This window comes from Rhizobium sp. PRIMUS64, from assembly GCF_023006465.1.
Classification (GTDB): domain Bacteria; phylum Pseudomonadota; class Alphaproteobacteria; order Rhizobiales; family Rhizobiaceae; genus Rhizobium; species Rhizobium leguminosarum.
In genome coordinates this window covers 1-12,874 of sequence record NZ_JALBGX010000171.1, presented here as the reverse complement: position 1 = coordinate 12,874, position 12,874 = coordinate 1, and the positions used below count along the sequence as shown (strand labels likewise).

General features: G+C 61.6%; 15 protein-coding genes and 1 pseudogene. 5 read left to right on the top strand and 11 right to left on the bottom strand.

From position 1 onward, the window contains the following. Both MOV76_RS35145 and moaB read left to right on the top strand, forming a co-directional pair. Positions 1-503, top strand: a pseudogene (locus tag MOV76_RS35145) (4-(cytidine 5'-diphospho)-2-C-methyl-D-erythritol kinase); the annotation flags it as partial. After that, on the top strand, positions 503-1,054 hold the full coding sequence (moaB, locus tag MOV76_RS35140; RefSeq protein ID WP_018516570.1) for a molybdenum cofactor biosynthesis protein B: 552 nt from the start codon (positions 503-505) through the stop codon (positions 1,052-1,054). The pseudogene MOV76_RS35145 and the gene moaB, both read left to right, overlap by 1 nt. 34 nt (positions 1,055-1,088) lie before the next feature. On the opposite strand, the gene MOV76_RS35135 is transcribed toward moaB, so the two are convergent. Together MOV76_RS35135 and MOV76_RS35130 are read right to left on the bottom strand one after the other, a co-directional pair. Further along, positions 1,089-1,403, bottom strand: coding sequence for a hypothetical protein (locus tag MOV76_RS35135; RefSeq protein WP_026231129.1), 315 nt, complete (start codon positions 1,401-1,403; stop codon positions 1,089-1,091). Positions 1,404-1,584: 181 nt separating this feature from the next. Next, a complete protein-coding gene (locus MOV76_RS35130; protein ID WP_018245012.1) occupies positions 1,585-2,103 on the bottom strand; it encodes a glycosyltransferase family 2 protein in 519 nt (172 codons plus the stop codon). Positions 2,104-2,242: 139 nt separating this feature from the next. Between MOV76_RS35130 and MOV76_RS35125 the strand changes: the two genes are divergently transcribed. Then, complete coding sequence (locus MOV76_RS35125; RefSeq protein ID WP_018245011.1) at positions 2,243-3,400, top strand: PA0069 family radical SAM protein; 1,158 nt, start codon at positions 2,243-2,245, stop codon at positions 3,398-3,400. Positions 3,401-3,676: 276 nt separating this feature from the next. Further along, a complete protein-coding gene (locus MOV76_RS35120) occupies positions 3,677-4,366 on the top strand; it encodes a ribonuclease HII (protein ID WP_247266264.1) in 690 nt (229 codons plus the stop codon). Positions 4,367-4,458: 92 nt separating this feature from the next. Here MOV76_RS35120 and MOV76_RS35115 read toward each other — a convergent pair whose 3' ends face one another. The 8 genes from MOV76_RS35115 to MOV76_RS35080 form a co-directional block, all read right to left on the bottom strand. Further along, complete coding sequence (locus MOV76_RS35115; RefSeq protein ID WP_018245009.1) at positions 4,459-4,950, bottom strand: F0F1 ATP synthase subunit B; 492 nt, start codon at positions 4,948-4,950, stop codon at positions 4,459-4,461. A gap of 3 nt (positions 4,951-4,953) precedes the next feature. Next, complete coding sequence (locus MOV76_RS35110) at positions 4,954-5,577, bottom strand: F0F1 ATP synthase subunit B (protein WP_018245008.1); 624 nt, start codon at positions 5,575-5,577, stop codon at positions 4,954-4,956. 77 nt (positions 5,578-5,654) lie between these two features. Further along, complete coding sequence (locus MOV76_RS35105) at positions 5,655-5,882, bottom strand: F0F1 ATP synthase subunit C (RefSeq protein WP_003545854.1); 228 nt, start codon at positions 5,880-5,882, stop codon at positions 5,655-5,657. 67 nt (positions 5,883-5,949) lie between these two features. Beyond that, a complete protein-coding gene (locus MOV76_RS35100; protein WP_018245007.1) occupies positions 5,950-6,702 on the bottom strand; it encodes a F0F1 ATP synthase subunit A in 753 nt (250 codons plus the stop codon). A 62-nt stretch (positions 6,703-6,764) separates the two neighbouring features. Further along, entirely contained in the window at positions 6,765-7,103 is a 339-nt protein-coding gene (locus tag MOV76_RS35095) for an AtpZ/AtpI family protein (RefSeq protein ID WP_012756239.1), read from the bottom strand. Positions 7,104-7,374: 271 nt separating this feature from the next. Next, positions 7,375-8,586: a cell wall hydrolase gene (locus MOV76_RS35090; protein ID WP_130651803.1), complete on the bottom strand. Its 1,212-nt coding sequence runs from the start codon at positions 8,584-8,586 to the stop codon at positions 7,375-7,377. 153 nt (positions 8,587-8,739) lie between these two features. Then, positions 8,740-10,638, bottom strand: coding sequence for a potassium transporter Kup (locus MOV76_RS35085; protein WP_018449360.1), 1,899 nt, complete (start codon positions 10,636-10,638; stop codon positions 8,740-8,742). 18 nt (positions 10,639-10,656) lie between these two features. Further along, a complete protein-coding gene (locus MOV76_RS35080) occupies positions 10,657-11,634 on the bottom strand; it encodes a magnesium transporter CorA family protein (protein ID WP_166481128.1) in 978 nt (325 codons plus the stop codon). 39 nt (positions 11,635-11,673) lie between these two features. On the opposite strand from MOV76_RS35080, the gene MOV76_RS35075 reads away from it, so the two are divergent. Next, positions 11,674-11,910: a hypothetical protein gene (locus MOV76_RS35075; protein WP_018245003.1), complete on the top strand. Its 237-nt coding sequence runs from the start codon at positions 11,674-11,676 to the stop codon at positions 11,908-11,910. Positions 11,911-11,971: 61 nt separating this feature from the next. Here MOV76_RS35075 and MOV76_RS35070 read toward each other — a convergent pair. After that, on the bottom strand, positions 11,972-12,874 hold a 903-nt coding region (locus MOV76_RS35070; protein WP_247266263.1), incomplete at its 5' end, for an Mrp/NBP35 family ATP-binding protein.

Genomic DNA, 12,874 nt, shown 5'->3' with positions numbered 1-12,874 from the left:
GCTTGCCCGAGGAGGCGCTCGCAGCTCTCGCCCTGAAGCTCGGCGCCGACGTGCCGATGTGCCTTGCGAGCCGGCCGCTGATTGCCCGCGGCATCGGCGAAAAGATCGAACCCGTGCCGGAGCTGCCCGTCCTTGCCATGGTGCTCGCCAATCCGCTGAAGGGCGTCTCCACGCCCGAGGTTTTCCGCCGGCTGGCAACCAAGAACAATCCGACTCTGCGCCTGGCTCCAAGTTTACGCGGGACTGCCGACTGGCTCGCGGCGATCGGTGCGGCCCGCAACGACCTGGAGCCGCCGGCGCGCGAGATGGTGCCCGAGATTGCGGCTATCGCGGCGATGCTGCAGGCTCACGGCGCGCTTTTGACCCGTATGTCCGGTTCCGGCGCCACCTGTTTCGGCATCTTTGCGACCATGGCTGCTGCCGAAGATGCGGCGGCAGCTCTTCACGACGAGCGGTCCGACTGGTATTTCCAGGCGACGGAAACGGTTTCGGGAGGCGCATGATGGCAGGTCTGGACGAAAAGCGGCCCTTCATCGCGGTCGGCATTGCGGTTCTGACGATCTCGGATACCCGCACGCCGGAGACAGACAAGTCAGGCGACACGCTGGCGGCGCGGATCACAGAGGCGGGCCATAGGTTGGTCGACCGGGGGATCGTGCCTGATGATCGCGCGGAGATTGCCGCGCGGGTGAAGGCATGGACTGACAGAGAAGACATAGACGTGGTCATCACCACCGGCGGCACCGGCTTTACCGGCCGCGACGTGACACCCGAGGCGCTGGAGCCTTTGTTCGAAAAGCGGATGGACGGCTTTTCCGCCATCTTCCACCGGATCTCCTACGAGAAGATCGGCACGGCGACGATCCAGTCGCGCGCCACGGCAGGCGTTGCCAACTCCACCTTCATCTTCGTGCTGCCGGGCTCGCCCGGTGCCTGCCGGGATGCCTGGGACGGCATTCTGAAAGGACAGCTCGACTACCGCAGCGCGCCGTGCAATTTCGTCGAGATCATGCCGCGTCTGGACGAACACCTGAAACGCGGCGCGACGAAGTAGGGCATGGTTGCCCCTGGCGAACCAGGGGCATTCACTATGTGGCCAGGCCCGGCAAGACGGGCATGGTGTCCCAGCTATCACCCGACAGCAGAACGCAGCTTATGCCGTGAACATCCGTGACGATGAGGGTCCAGGTGCCGCTTTCGGCGGCATAGACCTCCAGAATGGCGTTCTCGTTGATCAGTCCGACTGCCGTGAGCTTTTCGGCGAAGTTTTTGTCCAGGAAATTGACGATTTCGGGTCGGCCTGCGCAACTGCGCATCATCTGCGATGCTGCCGAATGCGGATGCGCGATCACCAATGTCGGCAATATGACGGCTATGAGGCCGTAGATCATACTGCGTACCATGACGCACCTCCTTTCGCCGGAAACCGGCAGAAGAGGAGATTTTCGCTGACCTGTTCTGCCGTTCACCGGCATTCCATGGCCATTCCGTTGCGAAGCGAGGCGCTTCGACGGCGCCATGTTCGAATTATAGCGCGAAATCCTATTGGGCGCCATCTTTTGCTCATGGAGAGGTTTGCGGCACCTACCGTGCAGCGCGGGCAACCCAGGACGGAATCAGTTCGCTCGCGAGTTTGCGCGGCTTCTGGCCCTTGACGAATTCGGTAAGCCGCATCCCGCTTTTGGCGATGGCGAGCGCCTGCTTCTTCGGCAGGAGAAAGCCGAGTTCCAGCGGCGGCACGGCACGGCCGACACGCTGGAAGAACGGGCGCCTGTAACCACGCGAGGCGGTGAAGCGCGCCGGCAGCTTGTTCAATGCGACATATTCGGCGATCTCATCGATCCAGCCGGCCTGAGGTCTCGCGCCCGGCTCGACGAAGAGCAGCCATTCGCCGCGGGCGGAGCGGACGATGTCCTTGATATCCCACTGCGAATGGAAGCGGCAGCCGGCGGCGTCGGCCACCCGCGAGGTGCCGTCGCGCGAGCCGTGATCGAGCACGACCACATCGCTCACCAGCCCCTCCACCGCGCCTGCCACCAATACCGATAAGGTCTGCGCCAGCTCAGATTCCTGATCCTGACATTCGAGAACAACCGTCAACATTGACCATTTATAATGCGCCGCACAAATTTTTGCCAGCACCGTTTTCCTCATTTTGTTCTTGCATTGTTCTCGTTTTGCAGATAGGAATTTAATCAGCAGAACGGGCGGAGGCGATGGCTTTCCGCCACGGGAGAATCCGATGAGAGAGCAGTCCCTGGCAGGGCAGGCCGCATTCGCGCCTGCCAATACGGCAGATATTGCCGATGCGATGATCGTTTCCTCCGGTCTGAGAGTCGAGGTCGATCGGCGGCGTGGACGTGGGGCGGGGCTGAACCCGACAGGTCGGTTCGAGGCGCTGCAGCGGGAGACCGTCGACGATGGCTGGCAGACGTGGGAAGAGCTGCCGCCCTTCAAGACAGAAGTGCAGGTCGAGAAGCCGCGCACGGCAATCACCCGCAACGAATCGCCGGACATTCCCTTCGACCGCTCGATCAATCCCTATCGCGGCTGCGAGCACGGATGCATCTATTGTTTCGCCCGGCCGACACACGCCTATATGGGGCTTTCTGCAGGGCTCGATTTCGAGACGAAGCTCTTTGCCAAGCCCGATGCGGCAAAACTCCTGGAGCGGGAACTCGCCAAGCCCGGCTACAAAGTGCGAGTGATCGCGATCGGCACCAATACCGATCCCTATCAGCCGATCGAGAAGGAATGGCGCATCATGCGCGGTATTCTCGAGGTGTTGAACAAGGCGAACCATCCGGTATCGATCGTCACCAAGTCGGCGATGATCCTGCGTGATCTCGACATTCTGCAGGAGATGGCAGCTAAGAACCTGGTGCGCGTCGGCATCTCGGTGACCACGCTGGATCGCAAGCTTGCCCGGACGATGGAGCCGCGTGCCGCCACGCCGCCGCGGCGGCTGGAGACGATCCGCACCCTTGCCGAAGCAGGCGTGCAGACGGCTGTCATGGCCGCCCCGCTCATCCCGGCGCTGAACGACCACGAACTTGAGCGCATCCTCGAATCGGCCAAGGCTGCCGGCGCCGCCGAGGCGAGCTATGTCATCCTCAGGCTGCCGCTCGAGGTCAGCCCGCTGTTTCGCGACTGGCTGCTGCAGCATTACCCCGATCGTTACCGGCATGTGATGTCGCTGGTGCGCTCGATGCGCGGCGGCAAGGATTATGACGCCGAATTCGGCAAGCGCATGAAGGGCGCCGGCCCCTATGCCTGGCAGATCGCCCGGCGTTTTGAAATGGCAGCCCGACGTTTCGGCCTGACACGCCGCAGCGTGCCGCTGCGCGACGATCTGTTCGTGCCGCCCGATGGCAGCGGCGTGCAGTTGTCGTTGCTCTAACCTTTTGTTTTTACGCAATTCCGGACCGAAAACCGCGCCGCACTTTTCCTGGAATTGCCTCTAACCTTTTACGCAATTCCGGACGGGAAACCGCGCCGCACCTTCCTGGAATTGCTTCGAGCTTGCGCATCGGCTCTCGAAAAAACCGCCTGTTTTCGAGCCCGAGCGCAATTCCCGCGGATGGCCCTGACCGCCACCATCCGCCGGAGCGTCCCCGGCCGCCGCCCTGATCCGGGGACTTGCGGGCAATCGGGTTGGCGTGCGAGGTTCAGCCGCATGAAACCTCGCACGTCACCCGATTCTCCCCTGCTTTTCGACACGGTTCCGCTCGCGCCGGATTTCCGGCTGGAACTCAAAGCCCGCAAGGCCGGCCACTGGCCGGTTGCCGGTGCCGACGAGGCAGGCCGCGGGCCGCTGGCGGGACCGGTCGTTGCTGCTGCGGTCATCCTTGATCCGCGGCGCATCCCTGAGGGTCTGAACGATTCCAAGCAGCTTTCGGCGCAACGGCGCGAGGAACTGTTCGTACAGATCCTGTCGACGGCGACCGTCTCGATCGCCTCCTCCAGCTCGACGCGCATCGACGAGACGGATATCCGCAAGGCAAGCCTCGACGCCATGCGCCGAGCCATCTGCAGCCTCGCCATTCCGGCAAGCTACGTGCTGACCGACGGGCTCGATGTGCCGCCCGGCCTTGATTGCCCCGGGCAGGCCGTGGTCAAGGGTGATGCCCGCTCGGTCTCGATCGCCGCCGCCTCGATCGTCGCCAAGGTGACGCGCGACCGGATGATGGCACGAGCGCATAATGTATTTCCGGATTACGGTTTTGCCGCGCATGTTGGCTATGGCACGGCGCAGCACCGCGCCGGCATCGAGAGGCACGGCCCCTGTTCCCTGCACCGGATGAGCTTCAGGCCGTTGCGAAAGGTCGAGGACGGTCCTGAGACGGACGAGCTGCTTTCCGAATAGGCCATTCAAAAAAAGCCAAGCAGAAGAAAAAACCGCTCAAACGAAAAGGCCGGGACATTCCCGGCCTTTCCTCTCAATCTTTTTCGAAGCGCTCAGTTGAGCCGCGTCTTGACCTGGCCGACGGCATTGCCGAAGAGCTCGGACTGAACCTTGGCATCGGCCTGCTTGGCAAGCACGGTTTCTGCGGCGGCGATCGCCAGATCGACAGCAGCGGAACGTACCGCCTTCATCGCTTCGGCCTCGGCCTGCTTGATCTTCTGCTCGGAGAGCGCCGTGCGATTGGTGACGAATTCTTCCGTCTTCTTCTTCGCTTCAGCAGTCAGCATTTGGGCTTCGCGCTCGGCGGCGGCAACGATATGGGCCGCCTCGGCTTCCGCTTCCTTGCGCTTGCGCTGGTATTCGGCGAGCAGGTGCTGGGCCTCTTCGCGCAGACGCTTGGCTTCGGCCAATTCGTTGCGGATCTGGTCGGCGCGGTCGTCGAGCGACCGTGCCATCATGCCCGGAACCTTCAGGTAAACGACCAGCGCCAGGAAGAGGACGAGGCCGACAAAGGCGAAGAAAGTCGCGTCAAAGGCAAATTCCATCGATCAAGCCTCCTTCTTGGCAGCCGCGACGGCGGCAGCGACATCGGCCTTGGCAACGGTGCCGCCGATCAACTGATCGACAACGGCAGCCGCCGTCTCCTCGGCAATGGTGCCGACGTCGGCGAAGGCCTTGGCCTTGATCTCGCCGATGCGGAGCTCGGCAGCCTTGATCTTTTCCGACAGGCTCGCCTCGACAGCGCGACGATCCTCTTCGGCCTTGGCCTTAGCGGCGTCTCGGGCGGCGGCGCCGATCGCGTTGGATTTGGCGCGGGCAGCGGCCAGTTCACCTTCATAGGTCCGGACGGCGGCGTCGGCTTCCGCCTTCAGGCGGGCTGCCTCTTCCAGATCCTGGGAAATACGCGTGTGACGCTGATCAAGGATGGCCCCGATGCGCGGCGCGATGACCTTTTGCATGAGCAAATAGAAGACGCCGAACGTGATCACCAGCCAGAGCAGCTGGGACGCGAAGGTCGTCGAATCGAAAGGCGGGAAAGGGCCGCGGGCGTGTTCGCCTTCGGCAACACCAGTCTCGGTATGGACCTCGCCTGCGGCCGGAGCGGCGTGCGCATCCGTACCCGTCGCTGCCGCCGGTGCTTCCTCAGCGTAAGCCGGGGTCACAAAAAACATGCTCACCTCCAGGTGGACTGCAAATGCAAAGGATCACGGCTTGCGGTCGCAGGCCGTGATCCATCTATTCGCCGATATCAGACGGCGAAGAGGAGGAGGAGAGCGACGAGCAGCGAGAAGATGCCCAGAGCTTCCGTAACGGCGAAGCCGAATACCAGACGGCCGAACTGGCTGTCAGCGGCAGACGGATTGCGCAGAGCGCCGGAGAGGTAGCTGCCGAAAATATTGCCGAGGCCGAGAGCCGTACCGGCCATACCAAAGCAAGCCAGGCCTGCACCGATGTACTTTGCTGCTTCCGCTTCCATGTTGAACTCCTTTGAAATGGTTGTTGCGGCGAATGACTGACGCCCTTTGACGTCGATGTCGTTATCCTTAGTGCCCGCCCGGATGGATTGCGTCGTTGAGGTACATGCAAGTCAGCACCGCAAAGACGTAAGCCTGAAGGAAGGCGACGAGGAACTCGAGACCGGTCAGGGCGACGGTCATGATGAGGGGAAGAACGGCGCCGCCGACACCGACAGCACCAAGGGCTCCGAGCGAGGCGACGAAGCCTGCGAACACTTTCAGCGTGATGTGACCGGCGAGCATGTTCGCAAAAAGACGAACAGAGAGTGAAATCGGACGGGACAGGAAGGAGATGATTTCGATCGTGACGACCAGCGGCAGCAGAACGCCCGGCACGCCCGAGGGCACGAAGACATTCAGGAAGTGGAAGCCGTGCTTATAGAAACCGTAGACGAGAACCGTACCGATAACCAAGAGCGCCAGCGCGAAGGTGACGATGATCTGGCTGGTGACCGTGAAGAAATACGGGAACATGCCGAGCAGGTTCGCCGTCAGAACGAAGGTGAAGAGCGAAAAGACCAGCGGGAAGAACTTCATTCCCTGCTTGCCCGCGCCTTCCTTCAGCATGTTGGCGATAAACTCATAGGACATTTCCGCGACCGACTGCGAACGGCCCGGCACGATGGCGCGGTTCGAGGTCGCGAAATAGAGGAAGCCGACGGCAACGGCAGCCGAAGCGGCCATGAAGAGCGATGCATTGGTGAACGAAAAATCAATTCCGCCGATTTCGATCGGCACAATCTTCTGGATCAGGAACTGATGAGTCGGATCGTTAGACACCGCTTGTTCTCTCTCGTTGGCCCGCAGGACGCGGGGTCATTGCACTGGACCGGAACCGGTCCTTATTTCTTGTCGTCCTTGTCGTCCAGGGGATGGGCCACCACCCCCGCAGAACGCAGCACGTTCAGAACGCCGGCACAAAATCCGAGAAGCAGAAGAACAATCAAACCCCAAGGCGCCGTGCCAACAAAACGGTCGAGGAGATAGCCAAGGAGAGCACCGACGACGATTGCGGAAATGAACTCGCTGGAAAGCTTCATCGCCTGGGCATAACCTTTGCGGCTTACCTCGGCGCGGGCTTCCCTAGCCTCATCTTCTCCCGTCTCGACGCCCTTGGTCGCGAGTTTCGCTCCCAATTGCGCACGGCGCTTTTCAAGACTTTCCTCGCGGTCGTCCGCCATGGATCTCTCCTCGTCTGCCCGTCGCCCGCACTCCCGCTACCCCGGTCATTCGGACCCCGGACACGAAGGTTGAGACCCTTCCGGCCCGTTCTGAAGTCGCGCGCAACATAGTTTTAGGGATTAGCATAGTCAAGGCGTAGACAGCTTCTGTCCAGCGAGAAAATAATTCTATCAAATCAAAGAGATATATCGACTCCGGATCGATCGCGTAAATTCGACGGAAAGAATCCGCTTTTCCGGGCCGGAAATCTGCTTGCCCAAGCGATTTATCTCAACTCCAGCCGCCGCCATAGGTGCGATAGAAGACGTGAAGACCGATGCGACCGACCTTTTCCATGGTCTTTGCCCATTTCGGTCTGACATAGACGGCATGATAGTGCGTCGCCGAGCCCACCTGCGGCAGCCAGATCTTGCCTGATGTCACCGCCATCGCCACATCGCGGGCGACTCGCCAGTGATATTCCGAGTTCACCCTGTCCTTGATGCTGTCGCAGGCGAAGGAAAACTGGCAGCGATTGCGCCAGTCCTCGTTCTGGTAGACGACGCCGCAGATGGTCTTCGGATAAGAAGGGTTGCGGACGCGGTTGAGGATGACCTGGGCGACGGCCGCCTGGCCCTTCACCGATTCTCCCCGTGCCTCGAAATAGATGCCGGAGGCAAGGCACTGCTGTTCGCGGGCAGAAAAGACGCTCGGTGCCAGCACGCTTGCGGCCCACGCATGATCGCGCGGGCCGATCTCCGGAACGAAGCGGCCGCTGTCCGGCTCGGCCAGGATGGAATCGAAGGGCGATTGGCGGGCATAGTCAGGTGCTGCCGGCGCATAGGCCGTGGCCAGCACATCGGCCTTGTTGCTGGTGACGAGGCTTGCGAGCATTGCCGGCACGCCATTATCGGTCACAACAGGCTGCGTCTTATAGAAAGATGTGGCGATCTGGATTTCCTTGCCCTGGATCTTCGGCTTGACGAAGGCCGACCTGTCCTTGAGATCGAAGCTCGGGGTGAAGAGCATCTTGGTGCGCTCGAGGATCGAGCCGGCGGAAAAGTCCTTCGGCGGCTGCATCTTCTCGACAGCGACGACGCGGCCCTTCTTGGTGCTGCGATTGACCCGATCCTCGTCCGGCGTGTCCTCGTGGCCCTTGTCCTTGGCGGTAAAAGCGACCTTGCGGCCATCGGGCAGCACCATGCCGGCACCGGCGGAGATCGAACCCGTCACCATCGGCTCGGCGAAGGCGAGTTCGGCCTGGTGGATGGAGCCGGCCGGCGAATTGGTCAGCACCATGCGCCAGTTCTCCCCCTCATGATCGAGGCCGGCGAGCATGGCGGCCAGATCGGCATGAGATGCGACGCTCGGGAAAATCAGCCAGCCGGCAAGACCGAAGATTACGGGCGACACCCAATTCTCGGGAATGAGACGCAGCTTGCTACGGGAAGGGCTCTTTCGACGCAACACGGACTCCGGGCATGGAACGCGGGAACATTCCATTGAAAATCTCGCATTAACCTTGACGTCCGGTTAACAGGCCGTGCCGGAATGTGCCTATGGGCAGCTCAGCACAACCCGAAGGGATGCGTGCTGTCGCAATACCCGCGACTTCTCCCCGTCGACACGGGGAGAAGGGCCGGCGGCGAAGCGCAATCAAATAATAACGTGCGAGCCCAGTTCCACCACGCGGTTGGCCGGCAGACGGAAGTAGTCCGAGGGATTGGCGGCGGCGTTGGCGAGGGCGATGTAGAGCCGGTCCTGCCAATAGGGCATGCCCGACTTGGCGTCCGGCACCAGCTTGCGGCGGCCGAGATAGAAGGAGGTCGACATGATGTCGAACTTCAGCCCTGTCTTGCGCAATGTCGCCAAGGCCTGCGAGACGTTCTGCGATTCCATGAAGCCGAACAGCAGCTCGACGCGGGAGAAACGCTCGGAAATCTGCTCGACCTTGTAGCGGTCGTGGCTTGGCACGCGCGGCTTGTTGATCGTGCGGATCGTCAAGATGACGTTGCGATCGTGGAGCACATGGTTGTGCTTGAGATTGTGCAGCAAGGCGGCGGGGGCGGATTCCGGATCGCTGGTCAGGAAGATCGCCGTACCCGGGACCTGGGCCGGCGAATGTTCGCTCTTGCGCTCGATCGAGCTGACGAAGGAGGCGAGCGGAATATCGGTATGGCGGGTCTTTTCCATCAGGATCGCCGTGCCGCGACGCCAGGTCCACATGACGACGGTAAAGGCCGTGGCGATCATGATCGGGATATAGCCGCCGTCGTGGATCTTCAAAAGGTTGGCGCCGAGGAAGATCATTTCGAGCACGACGAGCGGCGCAAGCGCGATCACCGCGACGGGAAGCGACCAGTTCCAGCGGGCACGGACGAATTCGAAGGCCATGATCGAGGTGACGACCATGGCGCCGGTGACGGAGATGCCATAGGCGGTCGCCAGCGCGTCCGAAGTCTTGAAACTCAGCACCAGGAAGATGACGCCGATGAACAGCACGGCATTGACCGACGGCACGAAGATCTGCCCGGTATTGGTTTCCGAAGTGAAGAGGATTTCCATCCGCGGCAGAAAGCCGAGGTTGATGCCCTGACGCACCATCGAGAAGGCGCCGGTGATGACGGCCTGGCTGGCGATGATCGTCGCAGCGGTCGCCAGGATAACGACCGGCAGCAGCGCCCATTTCGGATACATCAGATAGAAGGGATCGGACATCGTCATCGGATTGCCGAGAACGAGCGCCCCCTGCCCGAGATAGTTCAGCGTCAGCGCCGGGAAAACCAGCAGGAACCAGGCCCACTGGATCGGGCGGCGGCCGAAATGGCCGAGATCGGCATAGAGCGCCTCGGCACCCGTCACCGTCAGGAAGACGGCGCCAAGCACGACGACGCCGTAAAAGCCCTCATGCAGCAGGAAGCTGACGGCATAATAGGGATTGAAGGCGGCCAGGATGCCGTAATCGTCCGAGATATGGGAAATGCCGGCGGCAGCCATGACGAGGAACCAGACGGCGGTGATCGGGCCGAAGAACTTCGCGACGGCGCCGGTGCCGCGCGATTGCACGACGAAGAGCAGCGCCAGGATCACCACCGAGATCGGCACGATATATTCCGCGAGGCTGGGTGTGACGAGCTTCAGACCCTCGACGGCCGACAGCACTGAAAGCGCCGGCGTGATCATCGCATCGCCGAGGAAGAGAGCGGCACCCATCAGGCCGAGCAGCATCAGGATGGCGGTATGGCCGTTGGCGGTCTTCATCAGCAGTGCAAGCAGCGACAGCGTGCCGCCCTCGCCGTCGTTGTCGGCGCGCAGCAGGAAGAGCACATATTTGATGGTGACGATGATCGTCAGTGCCCAGATCATCAGCGAGATCAGGCTGATGACTTCAAAACGGGTGACGCCGTCATGGGCCACCGGCTTCAACGCCTCGCGAAAGGCATAGAGCGGGCTGGTACCGATATCGCCGTAGACGACACCGACGGAACCCAGCCCGAGATAGAACAGCTTTCGCGGCGTCATATGGCGTTCGTTCGGATGGCTCTCTTCGGACATGAAGTTGCAACAGGCTCCTTAGAGCCAGCCTTTCCAGCGGAAAAAGAAAAAGGGGATGACGGCGGATATCACCATCAGGGCCAGCGAGTAGGGATAACCCGCGACCCAGGTCAGCTCCGGCATGATCTGAAAGTTCATACCATAGATGGAGGCGACCAATGTCGGCGGCAAGAACACCACCGAGGCAATCGAGAAAATCTTGATGATCGAGTTCTGCTCGATGTTGATGAGGCCGAGCGAAGCGTCGAGCAGGAAGGTGATGTTGGCGGCGACGAAGGAAGCATGCTCCGACAGCGACTGGATATCGCGCGAGACGGTGCGGCAGAGCTCCTTCGCCTCGCGGTCCTGCTGGATCGCCGGGATCGTGTGAAAGAACGTCAGCAGGCGGGCAAGCGAACCGAGACTGTCGCGCACCTTGCTGATCATCCGGTGATGGCCGGCAATATCGCGCAGCTTCTCCTCGAGGTAGTTCGAGGGCTTGCGCACCTTCCTTGCCCGGTCGCCGAAGACATGTGTCGACAAGATGTCGAGGCGCGAAACGGAGATTTCGAGGATCTCGGCGGTGCGGTCGACGATCGTCTCCAAGAGCTTGGCGAGAAGGGCGGCACCACTGCGCCAGTTTTCCGGCAGCCGGTGGAGCGCGGCAATGAACAGCGCAAAGGATTTGGGATGAGCGTAGCGAATGGTGACCAGGCGGTTTCCGGCCAGGATGAAGGCGACATCGGTCAGAGTCGGTACGTCGGTGTCAGCCTTCCAGAGCAGCGAGGCGGTCATGAAGACGGCGTCGTTTTCGACATAGAGACGGGCAGAAGGTTCGATATCCTTGAGATCGTCGCGGGTCGGGACCTCGATGCCGAGAATCTTTTCGACATAGAGCTCCTCGTCGCGGGTCGGCTCGATCATGTCGATCCAGACGACGTCCTCGGGAAAGGAGGCGGCATGCGTGAGATCGCGGATCTCGACCGACTTGCAATTCGAACAGTAAGCGGTAATCACCGGTAGTCTCTCCGGCTGCATCCAACCTCAAGGGCCGGCATGCGCATTGTGCTCAACCGCATCGCAGTTCCCAATCCTTCGATCGACAAGACAACTCCGAACTTGCAGGCGGGCCGCCTCTTCGAAACGAAGACGACCGTCATTGAGCATCTGCAGCAAAACGCCATCATGGCGCCGCGGCATATGAAGCAAAGCCGTGAAATAATCAAGACATCTTCCGTGAAGCGCGGCTTTTCACCACGTTTCCCCCACAATTTGGGGTATCCGCCGCGGTGATTCGGCTCGCTCAAGCACCGTCGTTATCCCGGAACCGCTGCACACTTCCGGGCGACATGCATTATTCGAAGACGATCGTCGGCGCCGCGCGCTGGGACTGGCCGGCGATCTGCTCCCAGACCTTGGCGGCGATGCCGCGATAGATGCCGGCGACGACGCCGTTCGGCTCGGAGGCGACCAGCGGCGTGCCGGCGTCGGAGGTTTCGCGAATGTTCATCGTCAGCGGCACTTCGCCGAGGAAGGGCACGCCGATGCGCTCGGCCTCCCTGCGGGCGCCGCCATGGCCGAAGATGTCGTAGCGGGTGCCGGTATCGGGAGCGATGAAATAGCTCATATTCTCGACGATGCCGAGCACCGGCACCTCGACCTTGCGGAACATGTTGAGGCCCTTGCGGGCATCGATCAGAGCGAGATCCTGCGGCGTCGAGACGATGACGGCGCCGGCAAGCGGAACCTGCTGGGCCATGGTCAATTGCGCGTCGCCGGTGCCGGGCGGCATGTCGACGACGAGGACATCAAGTTCGCCCCAGGCGACTTCGCGCAGCATCTGCAACAGCGCCGACTGGACCATCGGACCGCGCCAGATCATCGCCGTCTCCTCATCGACAAGGAAGCCCATCGACATGACCTTGAGGCCATAATTCTCCATGGGATTGATGATGCGGCCGTCGATCTGCGTCGGGCGGCCGGATATCTTCAGCAGTCGCGGCATCGAGGGACCATAGATATCGGCATCGAGAATGCCGACGCGAAGACCGTTGGCAAGCAGCCCGAGCGCGAGATTGACGGCGGTGGTCGACTTGCCAACCCCACCCTTTCCCGAGGCGACGGCGATGATGGCGCCGATGCCAGGCACACCGATCTTGCCGGCGCGCGGCGGCTGTTGAGGGGCGTGGGCATGGCTCCCATGATCGTGGCCGGGATGACCGTGCGGCGGGTTCGGCGCAGGGCGGGCAGCCGGAGC

What these genes read in the sequence shown, in the direction of transcription:
- moaB (WP_018516570.1), top strand. Translation starts at nt 503, where the DNA reads ATGGCAGGTCTGGACGAAAAGCGGCCCTTCATCGCGGTCGGCATTGCG.
- MOV76_RS35135 (WP_026231129.1), bottom strand. Translation starts at nt 1,403, where the DNA reads ATGGTACGCAGTATGATCTACGGCCTCATAGCCGTCATATTGCCGACA.
- MOV76_RS35130 (WP_018245012.1), bottom strand. Translation starts at nt 2,103, where the DNA reads ATGTTGACGGTTGTTCTCGAATGTCAGGATCAGGAATCTGAGCTGGCG.
- MOV76_RS35125 (WP_018245011.1), top strand. Translation starts at nt 2,243, where the DNA reads ATGAGAGAGCAGTCCCTGGCAGGGCAGGCCGCATTCGCGCCTGCCAAT.
- MOV76_RS35120 (WP_247266264.1), top strand. Translation starts at nt 3,677, where the DNA reads ATGAAACCTCGCACGTCACCCGATTCTCCCCTGCTTTTCGACACGGTT.
- MOV76_RS35115 (WP_018245009.1), bottom strand. Translation starts at nt 4,950, where the DNA reads ATGGAATTTGCCTTTGACGCGACTTTCTTCGCCTTTGTCGGCCTCGTC.
- MOV76_RS35110 (WP_018245008.1), bottom strand. Translation starts at nt 5,577, where the DNA reads ATGTTTTTTGTGACCCCGGCTTACGCTGAGGAAGCACCGGCGGCAGCG.
- MOV76_RS35105 (WP_003545854.1), bottom strand. Translation starts at nt 5,882, where the DNA reads ATGGAAGCGGAAGCAGCAAAGTACATCGGTGCAGGCCTGGCTTGCTTT.
- MOV76_RS35095 (WP_012756239.1), bottom strand. Translation starts at nt 7,103, where the DNA reads ATGGCGGACGACCGCGAGGAAAGTCTTGAAAAGCGCCGTGCGCAATTG.
- MOV76_RS35090 (WP_130651803.1), bottom strand. Translation starts at nt 8,586, where the DNA reads ATGGAATGTTCCCGCGTTCCATGCCCGGAGTCCGTGTTGCGTCGAAAG.
- MOV76_RS35085 (WP_018449360.1), bottom strand. Translation starts at nt 10,638, where the DNA reads ATGTCCGAAGAGAGCCATCCGAACGAACGCCATATGACGCCGCGAAAG.
- MOV76_RS35075 (WP_018245003.1), top strand. Translation starts at nt 11,674, where the DNA reads ATGCGCATTGTGCTCAACCGCATCGCAGTTCCCAATCCTTCGATCGAC.